The following is a 19,371-nucleotide window of genomic DNA, read 5'->3' as shown; positions in this document are numbered from 1 at the left end:
TTTCTAGGACGAGTATTCAGTGACATGGCAACTTGATTTAAATAATGCTGATCTGCCTGATTTAAATCAATCCCTTTAGGTAAATATTGCCTAATTAAACCATTCATATTTTCGCATGTGCCTTTTTGCCAAGGTGAATGTGGGTCACAGAAATATACATCTATGCCTAAATCTTCTTCGAGTATTTTATGTTCTGACATCTCGCGTCCACGGTCATAGGTCAACGTTTTACGCAGTTCTGCAGGTAAATATTTCAGAGCTTCAGTTAAAGCCTTGCGCACTGATTCTGCCTTTGCATCAGGTAATGTTGCCAAGATACAGAGCCGTGTATTTCGTTCAATAAGTGTTGCTATCGAACTTTTATTGTCTTTACCTTTAATTAAATCAGCTTCCCAATGACCCGGTATTTTTCTTTCTTGAACTTCGGCTGGGCGCTCATGAATAGTTTTAATATCCTGTAATATAGAATCTTTTTTAGGTTCACCGTTAGCTTTTCGCTTTTTATTTTCATGACGCAGACAGGATAATAAGTCTTTTTTCAACTCACCCTTGGGTAATGCTCGTATCGTTGAATAAATCGTTGTATGGCTTACATTCATTGTTTGATCCAAATCAGGAAATGTCTTTAAACGCTTTGCTATTTGCTGAGGAGACCATAAACAACGGATCGCTTCAACAATAAATTTCCAGAGGATTGAATCGATTTTGAGTTTTCTGTGACCACGTCTACGTCTAGCGAAGGTGTTATCAGAAGCATATCGAGCTTGATAAACGTCATTGATGCTATTTCTTTTAAGCTCACGATAGATCGTACTAGGATGTCTTTTAATGAGTTCAGCAAATTTTCTGGCTGAAAAGCCTTCTTTTCTTGACTCAAGCATTAATGCAGTACGATCTTCAAAGTTAAGATGATGGTATGACAATTTTATATACTCCATAAACCCTTTAAATTAATTAGGTGGTTTATGTCGCACTTCAAGTTTTACTCTGCCCTCTCTTAAGAAAGGAAAACATTTTAAATGTTAAGTGCAGTACAACCTAATATTTGTTTTATTGGCAGTAGTAATCTAGCTTTAGCGTTAATAGGAGGGTTGGTTTTAAAAGGATTTAAAAAAGAAAAAATACACCTCATTGAAGAGAAAAAGATTAATGATACAAATGCTTTAAAGCAAAAAGAAAATGGACTAAAAAAAGCTGAAATTGTTGTTTTGCTACTAGAGCCTAAACAGTTAAAAGAGACACTTATACCGCTAAAAAAATGGTTAGCTAGTAAAATTATAGTTTCTATGATGGCGGGAGTAGATATTGCAAACTTGACTCGTTTTACGGGTTCGAAAAAAATTGTTCGTGTAATTTCAAATCCGCCTGTGCTGACGCATACGGGGACACATGTGCTTATTGCTTCAGAGCAAATGGACCAGCTTGATAAAGACCTAATCGAAATGCTGTACTCTGCAACGGGTCAGACTTTTTGGGCGCCGTCTGAAACGCAGTCAGACGCAATTATTGCTTTGTCTGGTTCTGGGCCGGCTTACTTTTTCTATATTTTAGACAGCATGATAAAGACAGGGGTTTCTTTAGGACTTGATAAACAATTTGCTCTAGATTTAGCACTCCAAGCGGCTAGTGGCGCAGTTGAAATGGTCCGTAAAAGTAATGTCCCGCCAGCGGATCTGTGTGGCAAGGTGACGTTGGCTAACGGGATTACCGAATCAGCACTCAGAATGTTTGAGCTAGGAAATGTATCTGATGATATACGTTTAGCTATGAAGGCCGCATATCATCGTAGTAAAGAAATCACTTCAGAAATTATTACTGAGGTGAGTTAAGTATTCTTTAGCAAACTAGGCCTTTAAAAAGTATTCCCAAATAACGAAGCCTAAGCCAAACCCAATAAACGAGTAGAGAGTAATAATAAAGAATACAAAACTGGCCTTATTTTTTTTCTTCAAAATGTTCATGGCGATGCCTCCAATTCAGATTAATTACATTTTGAAGAAGTGAAGGCTGTAATCATAGATACAGAATTTTTTAAAAAAAATATAACAGAGCTATCATCTGTTATATTTTCTAGGCTTTTCCTTAATAAAGATTTTAAAATCAATAAATTAAAGATTTAACTGTCAGCGTTTAACCTTTTTATTCAATTAGCATTAAATCGGCTGTATTAGCAGATTTGAGAGGGCGTAGGGCAAAGGTCGAACGGGTGTGGCGTATTCCTTTAATTGAATAAAGTTTTTTTCTTAAAAATCGTTCGTAATGGTCAGCATCTTTGACTGCTACTTTAACCAGATAATCATAGTCACCTGTGACGAGATGAGCTTCCACTACTTCAGGTATATCTGCTAATGCTTCACTGAAATTTTCTAGCATTTCGTCATCGTGGCGCTCTAAAGTAATTTCAATAAAAAAGACTTCATGAATGCCAATCGCTTTTTGGTTTACGTTTACCGTATATCCTTCAATAATTTTTAAAGTTTCCAGACGTTTCAGTCGAGTCCAGCATGGAGAAGATGAAAGCCCTACTTCTTCGGCCAGTTGAGCTACAGTTAAACGGCCATTTCCACGTAATGCAGATAAAATTTTCCGATCTATACGATCTAGTGTGTATTCTGTTCTGTTCAAAATATAAACCAAAGAAGAATCTTCTGATAAAAATTAATATACTTCATTTTTATGCTGTGAATGTTTAAAAATTTTAAAAAATACAGGAAACATTTTGAGTCAAAGGTACATACACTATTTCTATGCATCGAACCTTTCTGGATAGAGGTTGGGATGGAGCAAAGAGCACTGTTTCAGTAAGGGTGACTAAACAGTGCTCTTTGCGGATTTAATAAAAGAACAAATATCCTTTTCTAAAGAATGAAATTTTCTAATGTATTAATTGCTGTTTCTAGTTGGTCGTAATGGTGAATTCTTTTATCCGCTACAGTCGAGCAGATAGAAGGATCTGGGTGAAAAAAGATAGTTTTCATTCCTGCGTTATTAGCACCCTCAATATCGGCTTTATGATTATCTCCTACAAAAATACATTCATTAGGAGTACAGCCAAGTTCTTTACATGCATACTCAAATATCTGTCTATCTGGTTTTCGCATACCTACGGCTTCTGAAACGATAATTGTAGAAAAAAACTCTTTGAGACCGAGTGCATAAAAATTATTTTCTTGGAAAGGGGATTTACCATTAGAAACTAAGCCTAATTTATATCCTTTGTTATAAAGAGTTTGAATTGTTTCTGGAACTTTCTCAAAAGGGCGGCAAAACTTATTAAAGTCGTTAATGTACGATTCAAGTAGGCTCTCAACACTAAAGTTTTTTATATTAAAATCTTCTAATAATTGAGAATAAACTAAATCTTTCCACACACTTCCATTGTTATCTAATTCGATAAATCTAGTTATAAAAGCTTGTTTATTTTCTTGTGATACCAATTGAAAAAAGTTTACTTGCCACTCAACAAATTTTATAAGTGATGTATTTCGGTCAAGTAGAGTTTGATCTAAATCAAATAAAATAATATTTGGCATTTTGGAGTGTTATAAAATTTTTAGATAAACACAGTATAGCTGTCTATTGGATTTAAGAATTTTCAATTTTTGTGCTTACTCTGTATTCAATTAAATAATAACTTTTATTTATGAATTGAAGAAAAACTAATCATTATTTTTTATCTAACTTTTCCTTTAATGTAATTCCATTACAAAGGAGGAGCAAGGTTATGATCACCCAGCATGATATAAATCAAAAACAATATCAAAATAAATCTCTCGACTATTTAAATAGCCAAGCTCATTCTGAAGGTATTGAATTTAATAAATTTATTAATGAGATTCAGAAAATTGAAAAAGCTGTAGTCCTTGATTTAGGCTGTGGTGGTGGGCATGTTTCCTACAATGTTGCTCCGCATGCCGACCTTGTTTTTGCTTACGATTTATCTCATGAAATGTTAGACACCGTGTCTAAGACGGCTAGCCAACGCAAATTAAAAAACATTTTTGTGCAGCAAGGCATTGCTGAGGACATGCCTTTTAGTGATCAGCAATTTGATGTGGTCATTAGCCGATATTCTGCGCATCACTGGCAACATGTTCCGACTGCCATGAAAGAAGTAAACCGTGTGCTTAAGCCAGATGGTATTGTTATTTTTGTAGACATTATTAGTTCTAGCTCGCCCATATTAGATACTTTTTTACAGACCATCGAAACTATTCGAGACCCAAGCCATGTACGAAACTATAGTGTGAAAGAGTGGGTCTATTTTATTGAAGATGCAGGCTTTGATTTGGTGGGTTTAGATAAACAAACGCTTGCGTTAGACTTTGATAGTTGGGTAAAGCGAATGAAAACGCCTGAAGATCAAATCAAAACTTTACGTTATTTGCAGGAAGTTTCATCTGACCTTGTGAAGAAATATTTCAAAATTCAAAATGACGGTAGCTTTGAAAGCCATGTGGGTTATTTTGTCTTTAAGAAATTAGGGTTTTAACGTAGTGTTATGAATAAGGGTTTTAGTAGATTAGAAATGGATTAAATATCACTAAAACTCTTTTTTCGAATAACTCGAATAATATTAAAGATGGTTATAAAACAAATTTAATATTATTCACTTGATAAAAATTAATCACCCAATTTTATTAAGGTGATTAAGTATTCAAAAGAGAAGGGGTTTTATCCCATTTTCTTTATTATTAATAGACACTTATAAATAATTATTATTTAATACGCCCGCAATATTATCACTAATACTTTTAATAACTTTGTCGGGGAAATAATGCGTAATATTTTAGTAACGATTTTCACTTTATTCTTAGCAACATCAATTTATGCTGCTCAAGAGTCTAGAAATCTTCTAGAGCAAACTCAGTGTGAGAAAGCAGTGGAACTGCATGGTTTTTTAAGCCGTGCTCAGCTTGATTGTAATTATCACTATTATTCAGAAGAGTTAAAGGATGCTGCCGCAAAATGTACTAAACATGACCTTGGTGAAAAATACGGTAGAGAGGTTATGAAATTTGGTATGAAGGAATTTGAAGAACGTAAGAAAGAGGATACACAGGGTCACTTTTGCCATAAGGTTTTAAAAGAGTTCCCAAAATATATTAAACAATAAAAAATAAGGTTTTAAAAACCGATTCTAGCAAGCCGATAAGATGGATTTAATTATCCATTTTATCGGTGTATCAACAAATATAATCTGCCAATTAAAATAGAAAATAAGTTTCAAAAAATCCACCCAATATCCGATTGACACTTGAAATCTCTCTTATTATTCTCTGCGGCGGAACGGAGGCGGGACATCTTCGGATGTGCTGATTTTTGGGTAAATCAGTCTGCTAACCCTCTTTTGTTCTATTATTATTTTTACTAAATAATGAGTTTTAATAAATTAGTTAAATATTTTAATCCAATAAAAAACAATATTTATTTAATTATTTTCTAGCCAATATCACATTGACACCTAAAACCCCTCCGATTATCCTTTGCCTGCTGGCCTACATTGCCAGCCGGCTTTGACAGGCTGTTTTTCATCTAGGGCACCAAGAAAGTAATTTTTTGGTGGCGAACTCGTTCGTCCCCCCTTCGTAGCGGTAGGACGGAGGTGGGACGCCTTGTGCGTGCCGGTTCCTAGATGACTGGTCTGTCAACCCATCTTCGTTCTGCCACCATAATTATTTGACAGTAATTCGGTAGAACTTCTATTTTATCTAGGAGTCCGCTATGCGTACTATTTCTTCTTTATTGGCTTTTGCCAAAGTCTCTCTATTCATACCACTCGAGCAATCTATAAAACGGTTCAATCGACTCTAGGTTTCTACGCCTTAAGAATCTAAAACACAGTAACTATAAAACTTGAGATAGGTCAGCACGCCATTTTGTGCGGCTTTTGCATGCTTGTTTTTAACACTCATTTTAAGAGTGACGGCATTTCTATCTCATTTACATACAACAAAAAATTATTTTAAGCGGTATATTTATGCCAAATTTACAATCTTCCTTTAAAGCATTAAAAGTGCTTCATGTAGCAAAAGACTTATTTAATCAATATGGGTTTCATAAAGTTGGTATCGACCGAATTATTAGTGAAGCCAAGGTTTCCAAAGCCACTTTTTATAATGCCTTTCACTCAAAAGAACGGCTAATCGAGAGGTGTATAACTTTCCAAAAAGACACGCTAAAAGACAAAGTGTTTTCCATTCTCTATTCTTACAATGAACTCATGGTGCTGGATAAACTTAAGCAAATTTACTTTTTACATGCGAGTTTAGAAGGGCCATATCATTTACCCTTTAAGGCATTGTTTGAAATTAAAAGAGTCTATCCCAAGGCCTATGGCGTTACGATTGAGTACCGAACTTGGCTCATCAATGAAATTTATAAACTGCTTTTAACTGTCAAAACTACGGCTTCGATTGAAGATGCTTACATGTTTTTATGTATGATTGACGGGGCGATGTTCCGACTTTTTGAAAAAAACAGCATTGATGAAAGCGTGCTAGTTCGATTGTTTCTTTTTAATCTGTGTCGTTCTAGATAACTCTTAAACGAAAGAAAGCCTCCCAGAAAAGAGGCTTTTCTTAGCATTTAATTAAGTGCTTAGCTCAATTACACAGGTTTTGCGGCCTGCGCCATTCCTTCAAAATATTGAACCGCAGGCGAACGAGCCATATAAGCTAAAGCTTGCTCGGTGTCTCCCTCGTGAATTGGGTTAAATTTTGGTGAAACCCATCTTAACGTCGCTTTCCACAAATATTTAATGGTCGGTAAGTTGTCTGAGCGAGTTGCGGTTTTTTCAAATTCACGAATAATTTTGAAGTAGCCACGGCGCATCAATTTTTGAATATCTTCATGCTCTAAATCTTGCTTACCTAGACTACGGGCAAAGTCAGCAAGGAAGTAAATAAACAGTGGGAAAACCGCCGCCATAATCACTTGGCGCGACACATAAAAACCAAATTTGTTTGTTAAGAGATGCTCAAATAAATCGTAAGCAACACATCGATGTTCCACTTCTTCAGCCAAATGCCAACGGAACAAATCTGCCATAGCAGGGTCAGCTTGGTCCCAAGTCTTACTGTCCAGCGTCCATTGACCAATGGTTCCCGTAAAGTGCTCGATTGCAGCAATCACGCCTACTCGGAAAAGTAACCAATATTCATCAAGCTTTTCGCCTTTTAAAAAAGGTATGCCTAGAGGTTTGTCACCCAACAAAATATTAAAAACAAAATGGGCACGGTTGAGTGTTTCTTGAATGTCGTAACCATTTTCACGTAAGAAGTCCTGTGCTTTTTCATGGGCACGTGCATGAGCAGCTTCTTGACGGACAAATCCAATCACTTCTTGTTTTAATGTTTCATCGGTAATCAAGGGAAGGGTTTTATTAAACACACGGCAAAACCAAAATTCACCAGCGGGCAAGAGCATGTTGATGCCATTGGCGACATGCGAGCATAGAGGATCATTCGGCATCCAACAGACCGATGATTCGGTAAAATCGAAATGGACCTTTCTTGCTTTAAGCTGATGATTCCCTGTGATCATATACGTCACCCTATTCATAATTGTTCATTTAATGCGAATGGACAATTTTTAGCATTAAGTAAAATTGATCACCATGTGCTTAAGGGACAAAATGAGCCTCAAAAAGGTTTATAGAGATAAAAGCAGCTCTGTTAAAGATTGGGTATATTTAACACAACACGAGGGTAAGCTTTTTTATTTTAAATATGAGAAGAATAAAAAAAGCTCCTTAATAAAAAGGAGCTTTGGTTTTAATAATTTAAATTTTTAATTATAAATTTATTTTATTTTAATCTAGCTAAAACTAGCTAGCTTAGAAGTTTAGATCGCTTGCCACTGATCTTTAACTTCCTCTGAATTTTTATTCAAAATAACTTGGTCTTCTTTTACCTCCCCAATCCATCCAGTAGGAATGAGGTGATGTTGACCACTTTCGTCTCGGGTGAGTTTTAACTGGTTTTCACCATCGAGATGATCGACAGTACCTACTTTAGTACCACAAGAAGCAATAACATCTGCATGTTTTTTAATATCATTAATATTTAAAGTGTTCATTTTAGACCTCTTCTTTGGAAATAGAAAAACGGTAAGAACTAAACTACTTTAAATAATCGATTAAATGTTGAGTTTTTAATAAACCTTACATGATCGGATTATAAGTTCACTTAATCGTGATATTTGAGTAACAATGAAATAATTAGATATAAAACTAATAATATTTTTCTTTTTATTACAATTTATATGTTTATCTAAACAGAAATCTTTAGTTATGGTTGGGTTAAGTCTTATAAATAATTATTTGCAATGAATATTAAAATACCTATAAACATGACGATACTGAGCAGTTTGAGTGAATTTGAAGCTGCCCTAGCTGAAGATAAAAGTAAGCTTCGTATAAATTTACTTTTTCAGCTTGTAAATTTAACTCAAAATTTGCCTCATCCAGCTTCGGGTCAAACCTATCAACGTTGGCAACTTTTTGCGCAGATTGCTGGAGTCGACTTAAGTCTAGCTAAGCTATTTGAATCTCATTGTGATGCTTTAAGCATTTTAAATGAATTGGGTTATCAGCAAGAAATAGATGACCAGACTTGGGCCGTTTGGGCAGCAGACGGTGGACCAGCACCATTGCAAATAAAAGACAATCTTTGTAATGGCATAAAACCTTGGTGCTCTGGCGCGGAATTTATTCAAAAAGCTTTAATAAGTTATAAAGACCAACAAGGGCAGGCGCAGCTTTGTATTGTCGACTTAAGTCATTCATCCATTACAACCGATCTAAGCCACTGGCACGCTGTAGGCATGCATGCGACACAGACTGCGCAAGTAACTTTTAAAAATACACCTGTTAAATTGATTGGTCAGCCAAATAGTTATTTAAAACGCCCAGGTTTTTGGCATGGCGCAGCAGGTGTTGCGGCCTGTTGGTATGGTGCCGCCGTGCGTCTAGCTAACTTTTTGCAAGAAAGCTGTCAGGCAAATCCGAATCCTTATAAAAAATTGTATTTAGGCGAGGTCGCTCAGCAGCTAGAAATCACTAAGCAGTATTTTCAATATGTGGCCCAGCTCATAGACCATAAACCAACGCTAAGTCATGAGCGCGAAATACGCATATTACGTGCTCAAGCAGAACAATGCTGCCTGAGCGTTATTGAGCGAGTAGGGAAAGCTTTGGGTGCACGTCCTTTTTGTGAAGATGCGACATTTGCTCAGCTCATGGCTGATCTGCCTGTGTTTATAAGGCAAAGTCATGCCGCGTTTGACTATGAACAAATTGCGGAACTCTGTGTGTCGGAGCAAAGCCTATGGGAACTTTAAAACATCCTTTGGTTGAAGACCGCGTTATTTTTGGTGAGGGTACGACTAAAGAGCAATGGTTAAAGGCATTTATAGAACAACCGTTAGCAGCTTTAGATCTTGAGCTATTTCGCTCAAAAAGAGTGGTGATTGTCGCTCCACATCCTGATGATGAAGTACTTGGCTGTGGCGGATTAATGCAGCAGCTCATTGCACTGAACTGCAAGATTTTGGTGTTAGCGGTAAGTAACGGCACCCAAAGTCATCCTAACTCTACAAAATATCCTCCAGATCAGCTCAATATTCTTCGTCCGCAAGAAAGCTTGGCAGCCTTAAATTGTCTAGGTGTAGCAGAGTCAACCGAGCATATAGAGCTTAATTTGTTAGATGGCCAGATCCATTTGCAAACCGATCAACTGCGGCAGAGTTTAGACAAGTTAATTCAAGCCGACGATATTCTGATTTGTAGCTATGAATTTGATGGTCACCCAGATCATGAAGCAGTGGGTAAAACCGTACAAGCGTATGCAACTGCTAAGCAACTACTATGTTTACACGTATTAATCTGGGCTTGGCATTGGGCAGAGCCTTTAGACCCACGCATTGATTGGCATCAAGCAAAAGCATTTTCCTTAACACAAGAACAGCTAACTAAAAAACATCAAGCAATTTTGCAGTTTAAAACCCAACTAGAAGCAGATGAAAGCACGGGGAATGCCGCAGTGCTATCTCCAAGTGCGATTAATCGTCTTTTAATGCCTTATGAGGTTTATTTGAGTGATTCATTCTCGCGTGTACTTTGAAGATTTATATCGTCATAACAGTGATCCATGGGGCTACGACTTTCATTGGTATGAAGCTCGTAAAAGACAAATTTGTCTCTCGCTGCTGACAAAACCCCGCTACCCAAAGGTGCTAGAAGTCGGCTGTTCAAATGGACATTTAAGTTTTCATTTGGCGCAAAGAGCTGAGGAGTTGGTGTGTATAGATGTCTCTGAGCGTGCTGTTCAATTGGCGTCCGCACGGCTACAAGAGTTTGAGCATGTTGTGGTTGAGAACAGGAAAATACCCGAAGACTACTCAATTCAAAAATTTGACCTGATTTTAATTAGTGAGATGGCCTATTACTTATCGGCAGATGAATTGCATCAGTTTATTGAAAAGTTAAAGCATAGTTTAAATGATGATGGCGAGATTCTGTGTTGTCACTGGCGCCATGAAATTCAAGATTTTGAATTAAATGCAGAGCAAGTCCATCAAGCTTTTCAGCAACATTTTCCATTTCATCACTACCTCAGTTTAAACGATCCAGATTTTATGATTGATCTGTGGACGGCGAACACTTCCTCTTTAGCACAGCAGGAAAAACTAAGATGAAAATAGGTATCGTCATTCCAGCGCATAACGAAGAGTATTATCTATCGTCCTGTTTGCAAGCTATTCAGGTCGCCATAGATAATATTCGCGGTTATGAGGTAGAAGTGCTTGTTGTACTCGATAGCTGTACAGACCAGTCGCGGTTGATTGTACAAAGCCATCAAATCAACTGGATTGAATGCAACTATGCATGTGTCGGCAAGGCGAGGGATTTGGGAATCCGTCATTTAATCGGGTGTGGTGTAACTTGGATTGCCTGTACCGATGCAGACACCGTGGTGAGTCCTGATTGGCTGCGCTATCAAATCCAGCACCAACCAACAGATGCAATTTGCGGTACTGTAACGCTAGACGATTTTAGTCATCTCTCTATAACGAAACAGCAAAAATATTTAGCACACTATAAAGATGAAATGGACCACGCGCATATTCATGGGGCCAATTTAAGTTTTAGTGCAGAGGTCTATCTTTTGGTCGGTGGCTTTGAGCCTATCTCATGTCATGAAGATGTGTCTTTAATCAAAAAATTGATCAAGCATTGTTGCAATATTACTTGGAGTAATCTGGTACGAGTAACCACAAGTAGTCGTTTAAATGGGCGCGCACCTCAAGGATTATCGTATTTTTTAAATAATCTCTAATGACCTAAATCATCACTTCGCCCAATATCGAAATATTCTTTAAGTTTTTAGGGTCATATTTAATATTAATAATACTACCGACTTTATATTTATAGTGATCTTGCTTAGCAATAAGCACCTTTAGATTTTCAGTAATGACTTGGCCTTGCTCATTTTGAAACTTCAATTTGACATAACATAAAGGGCGATATTGCACCTTAGCTAATGAGTCTTGAAAATATACGACCTCGGCAGAAGCAATCTTTCCTCGTTTATAAATTAAAAATCTTTGAACCTGACTTTTAAGAAAAAATGTCCAAGCAATATAGATAAACAATAAGCTGAACCAGACTGTTCCAATAAAAGTCAAAAAATCAGAAAATTTCACTCACTCAAACCAGAATTATTCGTTTAACGCCTTATTCTAAATGAACTGATAAGTCTGATCTAGTTTATATAATTGGTCTAAAACATAAGCAAATGAAGCTTTAAAATTAACGGATCATAATTAAATTTGGGCAGGGTATATAACTTAGTTGTTGTATTTATGACTACATATGTAAACAAACCTTATGAGAAACGTTCTTAACCCCTAAAATTCTACAAAAGAAATTTTAAAGGTGTATAGGTTTGGATTTTTTAAATTTTTTCCGTGATATTCGGGGTGAGTTAAGTCAATATCCTTGGCTAGAAATGTTGGTTTCACTCACGATTTTGATTTTATTTGCTGCAATAGCAAATTTTATTGCCAAACGCATTATTGTTCGGGGCGTTCGACATTTAGTCACAAAACTCAAATCACCAAATCAGTCTATTTTTGCTCAGCATAGCGTTATAAAGAAATTTGCAAATATTGTTCCTGCTGTTGTGATTATGAACGGTATTGCAACGGTTCCTCATCTATCTCCAAAGTTCATTGCTTTTGTAGAGATGGCAGCACAAGCATTCATTTTTCTTACACTCGCGCTTACGGTCAGCGAGCTGTTAAATATCTTTAATCTTATTTATCAGCGTAATCCAAAATCTAGAAACAAGCCGATTAAAGGTTACTTACAACTGGTTAAACTCATTTTATTTGTTGTCTGTGGCCTTATGATTTTGGGAACATTCCTTAAAAAGGATGTGTTCACTTTACTCGCTGGTTTTGGTGCAATGGCAGCGGTATTAATGCTGGTTTTCCAAAACACCATTTTGTCTTTGGTGGCGAGTGTACAAATTGCCTCTTATGACATGGTGCGCATTGGCGACTGGATTGAAATGCCATCACTCAATGCAGATGGTGATGTAATTGATATTTCACTGCATACCGTGACTGTTCAAAACTTCGATAAAACCTATACTACCATTCCAACCAATAAGCTCGTGACCGATACATTTAAAAACTGGCGGGGTATGAGCAACTCGGGTTGCCGTCGAATGAAGCGCTCACTTTTTATTGACCAAAGTAGCGTTCATTTCATGAGTGATGAAGAGCAACAAAAGCTCAAAGACTTTTTATTGCTAGATCAATACTTAAATGCAAAGAATTCTGAAATTGAAGAATTCAATAAGCATTTAAGCAATCAATCTCGTTACAACAAGCGCCGTCTAACCAATATTGGTACATTTAGGGCCTATGTAGAATTTTACTTGCGTCAGCACAAGGGTATTGCTCAAAATCAAACTATTATTGTTCGTCAATTACAGCCGACCAGCCAAGGGTTGCCGCTAGAGATTTATGCATTTACCAACACGATTGCGTGGGTTTCTTATGAAGCAATTCAGTCAGATATTTTTGACCATTTAATTGCAATTCTTCCCGAGTTTGGTTTACGTGTTTACCAAGCACCTTCGGGTCATGACTTGCAAAGATTGACGGCAGAAATTCACCCAAGTTAAGTTTTTAAGCTGTAAATAACAGCGCATAAACTATTTGGAAAAAGCTCCCAGACGGGGGCTTTTTTACTCATACTCTTCACAAAAGATTATCCTGCAAACCAAATATTCTGATGATCACACATGGGGCTCAAATGTTTAATGCGTAGATTGTCTTGCTCAAAATTACCACTCCCTCCAGCAATATCTAATATGCCCCCTAAGCCGATCTGCTGACCTTTATAACTTAAAGTGCTTTTTTCAGCATCCCACTGAGCGCTATGTTCTGGAAAGACAATGAGTATATCTTTCACATAAAGACATCCTTGCTTTAACTCTAAGTTTCCTTTTAAGCGTGCTGAACCAGAGAAACCATCGTACTGATAGGCTGGGAGTTTCACAGCATTTGTACTGTCGTTTGCTTCTTGCTGGTGGCATCCTGCAACAAGGGCAAATACAACCGTGTAAAGCAATTTATTATTAATACCCAATTTTGTTCCTATAGGGATTTGCATATATTTGATAGTAATTGTCTAAAGTTGCATATCAATCTTTAGATTGTTAAAGAAGATTTCATTCTATTACCATTCGAACTTAAGATTTAAAGACTAAACTTTCTTATTCATGGGCTTATAAAACTTTGAGTTATTATATTTTATTTATTTATATATTGTTATCTTTTTCATGAGTGATTTGAGGCACGATATGACGTGTCATCCACCAAAATAATAATGCCAGAAAGCTAACACTTGCACCGTGTGCACACACGCCAAGCCAACCTGCATAAGCATAAGTCGCTGTTGTGCTGATTGCACCCAATCCGCTACCTACCGCATAAAAGAGCATGTATAGACCAACAAGACGGCTATGCGCTTCTGGACGAATGTGAAAAATCATACTCTGGTTGGCCACATGTAGAGCTTGCCCGCCTAAGTCTAGTAATACGATGCCAATTACGAGTGCCCAGAGCGAGTGAGCCATGAGTGAAAGTGGACCCCAAGCGAGCAGTAATATTAACAGTGCTGCCAAGCTTGTGCGCTGAGCATATCCACGGTCGGCCCAGTAACCCGCACGTGCAGCAGCCAAAGCACCAATCACTCCAACGAGTCCAAAAGACCCAATTACAGTATGCGAGAAGCTATAAGGCGGGGCACTTAACGGCAGTACCAATGCGCTCCAAAAAATATTAAATGCGGCGAACATGAGTAAAGCTAACACACCGCGCACTTGTAGGACTTTTTCTTGGCGAAGCAGATTTAACATCGATGCTAAAAGTTGCGAGTAACGCATGGTAGCGGGCTGAATTTCTAAATGAGGCAGACGTTTCCAAAGCGGCAATACAATCATGAGCATGATGATGGCTGCGCAAAAGTACACACCGCGCCAACCCGCCACATCACTAATTCCCCCTGAAAATACACGGGCAAGCAGTAAACCAATGAATACACCACTTTGTGCAGTACCGACTACATAGCCTTGCTCATGTGGGAGAGCAGCACTCGCAGCATAGGCAATAAGACCTTGTGTCATGGCTGTGCCGAGTAAACCCACGGCGAGCATTCCTACCAAAAGAATAATCGTAGAGTGAGTAAAGCCAACCACGAGCAATGCAGATATTAAGGCAACTAACTGTAGGGCCATTAACCGACGCCGATTTACCAAATCACCTAACGGCACTAAAAAGATTAAAGCTAGGGCACAACCTATTTGAGTTGCTGTCACCACACCACCAATGGCGGCATGACTAAAATTAAAGTCACTCGCCAAAATGTCGAGCAAGGGCTGCGCATAATAGACATTTGCTACGCTTGCACCACTAGCTATAGCAAACAGCAAAATTACGCCACGAGGCATGCTTGGAAGCGGTTTATCACTTTCGGCGGATGAAGTTGAAGATGCAAGAGAAGCTTTCATGGCTCTAAACTCACTCAAACTAGTTTTAAAATGCAACTGGTTGAATATTAAGCCTGCTAGTTTTAAAATGCAACTAGATGGCTTATTGCTGATGATTGGTAAGGAAACTCGATGACGAACTCTAAATTGTTAAAAGATGAACCTTGTCCTGTTGCACGTTGCGTCAATCTCATAGGAGATCGCTGGTCACTGCTTATTGTGCGTGATGCTTTTGATGGAATGCGCCGTTTTGGAGATTTCCAGCGCAGCTTGGGAGTGGCACGTAATATTCTTTCTGATCGCCTAAAAAAATTAGTCGATGCTGGTGTTCTTGAACTACAAGATGCTTCAGATGGCACCGCTTATCAAGAATATGTATTGACCGCTAAAGGGGAGAGTTTGTTCCCAGTGATTGTGGCTCTACGACAATGGGGAGAGCACAACCTATTTGAAAGTGGAGAGCGCCATTCTCTGTTAATTGATAAAACTACAGGTCAGCAAATTCCACTTATGGCACCAGTCGCGGCAGATGGAACAGTGCTGAGAGCTTCTAATACTCAAGTGCAAAAGGTGAAATAAAAGAAGAGAAAACAAAAATAACCTTTTTTAACTTAAATTTGGGCAGATTAGTTGCTAACCTTGCGCGTCAAATTAAGGTGAGATTATGAGATTTATATTCCTCTTTATAAGCGCAGTTTCAATTCAATGTTATGCAGCATCAGAAGCAATGGAACTTCATTACTGTGAAACTGTGAAAAAAGCAGCGAGTGGCGTGATGGATGCTAGACAACATGAAGTGCCCGCTAAAGAGTTACATGACATCGCCAATCATCTTGAAGAGCAACAAGCCAAACAACTTTATCAAGAACTTATCAAATCTGCATATTCTTCAAAGCTATTTGAAGACCCTCTTATCAAATCAAAAGCTGTCGAGAATTTTCAAACCACGTGGCATGAACAATGTTTGGCAAAAGAATTGGCTAAAAGTATGTGAGGGTGTTAGTGGGAAATAGTTAAATTGCATGCTACCTAGCTTTAAGAAGTAATAAGTGAAAAGGACAATTCTCTTTAAAAATTGATTTGGTATAGGTGTCTTGTAGTTTGACTAAGAAGAGGATTTTGTCTCATACTTATATTGCTGTTATGCAAAGCACCCAGAAGTTTGAAGGTCGGGGTGTTTTTTTATTGTCTAAGAGATAAATACTACTTTAAGTAGAAAAATAGCCAACTGTAAATTGCTTTAATTTCTACTTAAAGTAGGTATTTTGTGCGGAATTAAAAAGTAATAATTGTATTTGAGTCTATTTCCTTTTTTAAATCAGTAAAATATTTTAATACATCTATGTATTTTTCCTTCTGAAGTAAAGACTTCTTACATGAAAGAGTAATAACATTTGCATTTTCTTTGAATGGATCTAACGCTGTATTTTCCATTGCACAAAGAAAAATCTGTATATTCTCTGAAAACTTATTAAATAACGTAGAAATAATTTTTTCATAGTTTTCTTTGGCCTGCTCCTGCTGGTTAGGAGTATCAATAATAAAAGGTGCAATAACTTCCTTACTAAATCCCTCAATAAGTTTAATTAAAATTGAATGATATAAAAAAATTGATCTTGTACTATCAGCAGCACCACCATTAGTATCGAATTGAGTGTAAGAGTGAATATTAGATTTAGAAATTACATCAGTTGAATAGTCTGTATTTAAGAAACTATTTAGCTCTGTAAATATTTCTCGAAATTCAGAAAAAATCTCATTTTTTGTAAATTTATTATTAATAAGTTTTTTATCTTCATTGTTTTTTGTAATTTCATCTTCCAATTTGTTGATAATAATATTTTTATTTTCAATAAGTTGGTTTGCTTTATTCTCAATTAAATTTATAGAACGTTGCGTTGTTGCACAGTTAATTAATTTTTCTGTATCAAAAGAAATCTTTGTATGCAAAGAAGCTAGAGCATTTCCAATGACAAATAATTCTTCTTTATGAAAGTTTAAGCGAATTTCTGCCGAATATATTTCTTCATCAAGTTGTGAAATAAGTTGAAATAAATCGTCTTTTTCTTTAACAAGTTTAGATTTTTCTAGAAGAGAATTTTTATGATGTGTTCCACATAGTGGACACTCAACTGAATCAGTTGATATATTTTCAGTTGCGAAGAAGAAGTCATTTTCTAATTCTTTTGCTAGTTTAAGACTATAATTCCTTTGTGCTTTAAGATCTAAAATTATATTTTTTTCAATATTTAACTGAGATAGAGAAAAATTTTGATCTTTAATTAAGCTTTCATAGTCATTGTCAATTAAGTCGAGATTGTCATTTAATTGGGCCCTATTAAGATTAAAAAAATTATTTTCTTCATTTATTTCAGATACAATTTCTATTGTATTTTCTACTTTCTTACGCTCTTCTTCATGGGTTTTTATTTCAAATTTATTTTTTGAAATTTTATAATCTAATTTAGAGATCTCATCATTAGTAATGCCACAATGATAATTTAATATTGGTTTCTGCCAGAATTGATATTGACCTAGATTTTTAAAACTTCCAAATATACTTGACCAACCTCTTTTTTGATCTATATAAAATGGAACGAAGTAATAAGCGGGAGAAGGTAATTCAAGAATCTTTGTGGAACGATTCTCTAGCATTGGAAAAAAATTAAAAAGGTTGCAAAAGAAATCTACATATTTTCTAAAGTCATTAAAAAAGAATGATTGTTCATCCCTAATGACTAAATAATCATTTTTATGTCGAAAAATAGTATATATATCACTATTTATAGTAAATTCTACTCGACAAGAAATATCCTGATCTTTCCATAATTTATCAAAATATGGCTCGCAACCAAAGGTCCACAGAATAGATTTAACTAAACTCGATTTACCAACACTATTTTTCTGACTTGTTATCAAGTTCATTCGAGGACCAAATGTAAATACATTGGCTGTTTTTTCTAAATCTGACAGGATCCAAATTTTTGATAATTTGAATTCTCTCATACTTTTTTCTCCTTAAATTTCTGATCAATCTTCTATAATTTTCGTAACTCATAATTAGATTCCTGATCCTAGCCAAAATAATGGACAGTACTTCCCTCTAAAGATAACGTAACGTTAACTTTGGAGATCCAAGAAATGGCCAAACGTTTTAGTGCTGAATTTAAACAGCAAGCAATTGATTATGCACTTTCAAACTCACACGAGCCTATAGCTGCAATCGCCCAGAAATTAGGTGTGGGTTATTCAACTTTAGACAAATGGATTCGTGAAACCAATCCAGTGGGTTCAAGCAAACGTCAACTTTCACCAGAACAACAGCGGATCTTGGAATTAGAGAAAGAAGTCAAACAGCTCAAGGAAGCCAATGACATCTTAAAAAAAGCGCATGTGTACTTTCTAACAGATCATGCCAAGAAAAGTACACGGTAATTCAAGATCTAGATATGAATGAAGTCACGGTATCTTCTGCCTGTAAATACCTAGGTGTCAGCACTTCAGGCTATTATGCCTGGCGAAAACGTCAGGCCAATACGGTAGAGAAATATAATGATTTAAAAGCCGTATATTGGCAGCATCATGCACGATTGGGTGCACCTTCATTGGTACATGACATGCATGATTTAGGTTACAGCATGAGTGAACGCACTGTTGGAAGAATGCTGAAAAATCTGGGTTTACGCAGCAGGATTGCGCGTAAATACAAGCATACGACTGATTCAAACCATCGTTTGCCTACAGCACCCAATCTGTTAGAGCGTCAATTTACAGTCATTCAGCCTAACAAGGTTTGGACAACGGATATTACCTATATCCGTACCAAGCAAGGTTGGCTGTATTTATGTGTGATGCTGGATCTATTTAGTCGTCGTATCGTGGGGTGGCAAACCAGCCATCGAATAGACCGCCAGTTGGTGTGTGATACGTTTAACTATGCAATGGCTCGTCAGGGTTATCCAACTGGTGTTATGGTTCATTCGGACCAAGGTTCACAGTACTGTAGTCGTGATTTTAGAGCGCTGTTACTGACAAATGATTGTACTCAGAGTATGTCTAGACGTGGAAACTGTTGGGATAATGCAGTGACTGAAAGCTTCTTTCATACATTGAAAGGTCATGTGGTCCATGGCAGTGTGTTTGCCACTCGAAAAGAAGCGAATGCTGTCTTGTTTGACTATATTGAGATTTATTACAATCGGGTCAGAAGACATTCTGCAAATGGCTGGTTAAGCCCTGAAGCCTTTGAGAAGAAATATTTTAAGAATTTAGAGGGATTTGTTGTCCACGATACTGTCTAGGATCA

General features: G+C 36.8%; 22 protein-coding genes. 12 read left to right on the top strand and 10 right to left on the bottom strand.

Annotated elements, in window-relative coordinates; translation table 11 throughout:
• Nucleotides 1-938: IS30-like element ISAba125 family transposase (locus MKL51_RS02560; protein WP_079396101.1), on the bottom strand; the 938-nt coding region annotated here is incomplete at its 3' end.
• A gap of 81 nt (nt 939-1,019) precedes the next feature.
• Between MKL51_RS02560 and MKL51_RS02555 the strand changes: the two genes are divergently transcribed.
• Entirely contained in the window at nt 1,020-1,829 is an 810-nt protein-coding gene (locus tag MKL51_RS02555; RefSeq protein ID WP_017403101.1) for a pyrroline-5-carboxylate reductase family protein, read from the top strand.
• 15 nt (nt 1,830-1,844) lie between these two features.
• Here MKL51_RS02555 and MKL51_RS02550 read toward each other — a convergent pair whose 3' ends face one another.
• From MKL51_RS02550 to MKL51_RS02540, 3 genes are all read right to left on the bottom strand, one after another.
• On the bottom strand, nt 1,845-1,961 hold the full coding sequence (locus tag MKL51_RS02550) for a hypothetical protein (protein ID WP_002117441.1): 117 nt from the start codon (nt 1,959-1,961) through the stop codon (nt 1,845-1,847).
• 178 nt (nt 1,962-2,139) lie between these two features.
• Entirely contained in the window at nt 2,140-2,625 is a 486-nt protein-coding gene (locus MKL51_RS02545; RefSeq protein WP_031944142.1) for an Lrp/AsnC family transcriptional regulator, read from the bottom strand.
• A gap of 233 nt (nt 2,626-2,858) precedes the next feature.
• Nucleotides 2,859-3,533: an HAD family hydrolase gene (locus tag MKL51_RS02540; RefSeq protein ID WP_017481396.1), complete on the bottom strand. Its 675-nt coding sequence runs from the start codon at nt 3,531-3,533 to the stop codon at nt 2,859-2,861.
• Between the two features lie 191 nt (nt 3,534-3,724).
• Here MKL51_RS02540 and MKL51_RS02535 point away from each other — a divergent pair, with 191 nt between their 5' ends.
• The 3 genes from MKL51_RS02535 to MKL51_RS02525 all read left to right on the top strand — a co-directional run bounded on the left by MKL51_RS02535 (nt 3,725) and on the right by MKL51_RS02525 (nt 6,541).
• A complete protein-coding gene (locus tag MKL51_RS02535; RefSeq protein ID WP_017481397.1) occupies nt 3,725-4,492 on the top strand; it encodes a class I SAM-dependent methyltransferase in 768 nt (255 codons plus the stop codon).
• Nucleotides 4,493-4,777: 285 nt separating this feature from the next.
• Complete coding sequence (locus tag MKL51_RS02530; protein ID WP_017481398.1) at nt 4,778-5,116, top strand: hypothetical protein; 339 nt, start codon at nt 4,778-4,780, stop codon at nt 5,114-5,116.
• Between the two features lie 864 nt (nt 5,117-5,980).
• Entirely contained in the window at nt 5,981-6,541 is a 561-nt protein-coding gene (locus MKL51_RS02525; protein WP_017481399.1) for a TetR/AcrR family transcriptional regulator, read from the top strand.
• A 68-nt stretch (nt 6,542-6,609) separates the two neighbouring features.
• On the opposite strand, the gene MKL51_RS02520 is transcribed toward MKL51_RS02525, so the two are convergent.
• Nucleotides 6,610-7,545, bottom strand: a complete 936-nt coding sequence (locus tag MKL51_RS02520) for a metal-dependent hydrolase (RefSeq protein ID WP_017481400.1) — start codon at nt 7,543-7,545, stop codon at nt 6,610-6,612.
• A 300-nt stretch (nt 7,546-7,845) separates the two neighbouring features.
• Complete coding sequence (locus MKL51_RS02510) at nt 7,846-8,079, bottom strand: DUF2171 domain-containing protein (protein ID WP_002113991.1); 234 nt, start codon at nt 8,077-8,079, stop codon at nt 7,846-7,848.
• Nucleotides 8,080-8,328: 249 nt separating this feature from the next.
• Between MKL51_RS02510 and MKL51_RS02505 the strand changes: the two genes are divergently transcribed.
• Genes MKL51_RS02505 through MKL51_RS02490 form a run of 4 tightly spaced genes read left to right on the top strand, consistent with a single transcriptional unit; the run spans nt 8,329 to nt 11,339 of the window.
• Complete coding sequence (locus tag MKL51_RS02505) at nt 8,329-9,342, top strand: acyl-CoA dehydrogenase family protein (protein WP_017481402.1); 1,014 nt, start codon at nt 8,329-8,331, stop codon at nt 9,340-9,342.
• Nucleotides 9,330-10,124 carry a PIG-L deacetylase family protein gene (locus MKL51_RS02500; RefSeq protein WP_017481403.1) on the top strand — a complete coding sequence of 265 codons (795 nt, stop codon included), beginning with the start codon at nt 9,330-9,332 and terminating at the stop codon, nt 10,122-10,124. Before MKL51_RS02505 ends, MKL51_RS02500 begins: the two co-directional genes overlap by 13 nt.
• The gene (locus MKL51_RS02495) at nt 10,099-10,698 is read left to right on the top strand and encodes a class I SAM-dependent methyltransferase (protein WP_017481404.1); all 600 of its coding nucleotides are present in this window, start codon (nt 10,099-10,101) and stop codon (nt 10,696-10,698) included. Before MKL51_RS02500 ends, MKL51_RS02495 begins: the two co-directional genes overlap by 26 nt.
• Nucleotides 10,695-11,339 (top strand): glycosyltransferase, encoded by a 645-nt coding sequence (locus MKL51_RS02490; RefSeq protein ID WP_270904170.1) that lies wholly within the window; start codon nt 10,695-10,697, stop codon nt 11,337-11,339. Before MKL51_RS02495 ends, MKL51_RS02490 begins: the two co-directional genes overlap by 4 nt.
• A 4-nt stretch (nt 11,340-11,343) precedes the next feature.
• On the opposite strand, the gene MKL51_RS02485 is transcribed toward MKL51_RS02490, so the two are convergent.
• The gene (locus tag MKL51_RS02485; protein ID WP_017481406.1) at nt 11,344-11,706 is read right to left on the bottom strand and encodes a DUF3592 domain-containing protein; all 363 of its coding nucleotides are present in this window, start codon (nt 11,704-11,706) and stop codon (nt 11,344-11,346) included.
• Nucleotides 11,707-11,948: 242 nt separating this feature from the next.
• On the opposite strand from MKL51_RS02485, the gene MKL51_RS02480 reads away from it, so the two are divergent.
• The gene (locus MKL51_RS02480; protein ID WP_005070199.1) at nt 11,949-13,196 is read left to right on the top strand and encodes a mechanosensitive ion channel family protein; all 1,248 of its coding nucleotides are present in this window, start codon (nt 11,949-11,951) and stop codon (nt 13,194-13,196) included.
• 86 nt (nt 13,197-13,282) lie between these two features.
• On the opposite strand, the gene MKL51_RS02475 is transcribed toward MKL51_RS02480, so the two are convergent.
• A complete protein-coding gene (locus MKL51_RS02475; protein WP_014206249.1) occupies nt 13,283-13,687 on the bottom strand; it encodes a hypothetical protein in 405 nt (134 codons plus the stop codon).
• Between the two features lie 148 nt (nt 13,688-13,835).
• Nucleotides 13,836-15,086 (bottom strand): MFS transporter, encoded by a 1,251-nt coding sequence (locus MKL51_RS02470; protein ID WP_107908822.1) that lies wholly within the window; start codon nt 15,084-15,086, stop codon nt 13,836-13,838.
• A 111-nt stretch (nt 15,087-15,197) separates the two neighbouring features.
• On the opposite strand from MKL51_RS02470, the gene MKL51_RS02465 reads away from it, so the two are divergent.
• Together MKL51_RS02465 and MKL51_RS02460 are read left to right on the top strand one after the other, a co-directional pair.
• The gene (locus MKL51_RS02465; RefSeq protein WP_017481410.1) at nt 15,198-15,644 is read left to right on the top strand and encodes a winged helix-turn-helix transcriptional regulator; all 447 of its coding nucleotides are present in this window, start codon (nt 15,198-15,200) and stop codon (nt 15,642-15,644) included.
• A gap of 85 nt (nt 15,645-15,729) precedes the next feature.
• A complete protein-coding gene (locus MKL51_RS02460) occupies nt 15,730-16,059 on the top strand; it encodes a hypothetical protein (protein ID WP_017481411.1) in 330 nt (109 codons plus the stop codon).
• Nucleotides 16,060-16,340: 281 nt separating this feature from the next.
• Here MKL51_RS02460 and MKL51_RS02455 read toward each other — a convergent pair whose 3' ends face one another.
• Complete coding sequence (locus MKL51_RS02455; RefSeq protein WP_017481412.1) at nt 16,341-18,071, bottom strand: hypothetical protein; 1,731 nt, start codon at nt 18,069-18,071, stop codon at nt 16,341-16,343.
• A 135-nt stretch (nt 18,072-18,206) separates the two neighbouring features.
• Here MKL51_RS02455 and MKL51_RS02450 point away from each other — a divergent pair.
• Nucleotides 18,207-19,366, top strand: a protein-coding gene (locus MKL51_RS02450) for an IS3 family transposase (protein ID WP_085945698.1) whose coding sequence is annotated in 2 segments (ribosomal slippage) — nt 18,207-18,441 and nt 18,441-19,366 — 1,161 coding nt in all. Because the reading frame shifts where the segments join, the coding sequence is not laid out codon by codon here.
• The last annotated feature ends 5 nt before the right edge of the window (nt 19,367-19,371 follow it).

This window comes from Acinetobacter sp. AOR18_HL (assembly GCF_027855145.1).
Lineage (GTDB): Bacteria > Pseudomonadota > Gammaproteobacteria > Pseudomonadales > Moraxellaceae > Acinetobacter > Acinetobacter pittii.
The sequence above is the reverse complement of the archived record's forward strand: the minus strand, read 5'-3'. Positions and strand labels throughout refer to the sequence as shown.